The organism is Pseudoalteromonas neustonica (assembly GCF_001653135.1).
GTDB classification, from domain to species: domain Bacteria; phylum Pseudomonadota; class Gammaproteobacteria; order Enterobacterales; family Alteromonadaceae; genus Pseudoalteromonas; species Pseudoalteromonas neustonica.
Genome location: NZ_BDDS01000058.1, coordinates 1 through 1,460, shown reverse-complemented (window position 1 = coordinate 1,460; position 1,460 = coordinate 1). Strand labels below are relative to the sequence as shown.

The 1,460-nt window shown below is 48.1% G+C and carries 1 protein-coding gene; it reads left to right on the top strand.

What is annotated here, in order from left to right:
* Positions 1-1,460: tandem-95 repeat protein (locus tag A7967_RS22055; protein WP_157756449.1), on the top strand; the 1,460-nt coding region annotated here is incomplete at both ends.

Below are 1,460 nucleotides of genomic sequence, written 5' to 3'. Positions count from 1 at the left end.
TTTAACGGCGCGAATGTATTGTTAGAAGATAAAGGCGATGGCGTCGGTGAATACAGCTTTGCCAGTGTCAGCGTGAATTTAGATGGTAGTTTAGCCATCACGCCAAAAGCGGATATAAATGGCGTTCACAGCTTTACTTACACAGTGACAGACAGTGAAGGGCTAGCCTCACAAGCAGCCACAGTGACACTGACGATTAACGCTATTAATGACGCACCAGTTGCGCTTGATAATACGGCGCAACTGCAAGAGGAAGGGCAGTTTGAGGTCAACGTACTGGGTAATGACAGTGACGTAGATGAAGGCGACAGTCTGGATGCAAGCAGTGTAACAATTGTGAGTGATGCAGCGAACGGGCAAACGCAAGTGACCAGTGCAGGGGCGATTATTTATACAGCCAATGCCAACTTCTTTGGTGACGACAGCTTTACCTACACAGTAAAAGACAGCCAAGGTGCAGTTTCAAATGTTGCCACAGTGACGATGACAGTAACGTCAGTGAACGACAAACCCGTGGCCAGCGCACAAGCGCAAACACTGGATGAAGATGGTTCAATCTTATTGACGTTAGTCGCGACAGATGTAGACCAAGATACACTGAGCTATCGCATTGTGGATGAGGTAACAAAAGGAAGCCTAATCCAACAAAGTAATGACAGCTGGCTTTACACCCCGACAGCGAACGCGAATGGCGCAGACAGCTTTACGTTTGTGGCCAATGATGGCGAGGTTGATTCGGATGAAGTCACCGTATCATTAACGATAACCCCGATTAACGACAAGCCAACGCTCGCAGGGCAAGCAGTCTCAACAGATGAAGACACGGCATTAACCGTGACCTTATCGGGCGAAGACATTGAAGGGCAAAGCCTGAGTTATACCGTGGTGACGGATGCGGTCAATGGCAGCGTAAGCTTAACGGGCAATAGTTTGGTGTACACACCAAACAGTGACTTTAATGGCAGTGACTCAGTCAGCGTTGTCGCCAATGACGGCGAGTTAAATTCAGAGGTGGCGAATATCGCCATCACAGTGACGAGCGTTAATGACGCACCGTTGATAAGTGGTACGCCTGCGACGTCAGTGAACGAAGACAGCGGCTATCAATTTATCCCTACAGCGAGTGATACAGACAACGACACCTTAACGTTTAGTATCAGTAACAAACCAAGTTGGTTAAGCTTTAACAGCGCAACGGGCGAATTAAGCGGCACCCCGCTGAATGAGCAAGTAGGCAGTTACAGCAATATAATTATCAGTGTGAGTGATGGCACGCAAACGCAAAGCTTAGCGCCATTTAGCATTACGGTAATCAATACCAATGATGCACCAAGTATCAGTGGGATACCCGCAACGCAAGTGAACGAGGATGAAGCGTATAGCTTTACACCAAGCGCACAAGACATGGACGGTGATACGCTGAGCTTTAGCATCACGAACAAGCCAAGTTGGGCAAACTT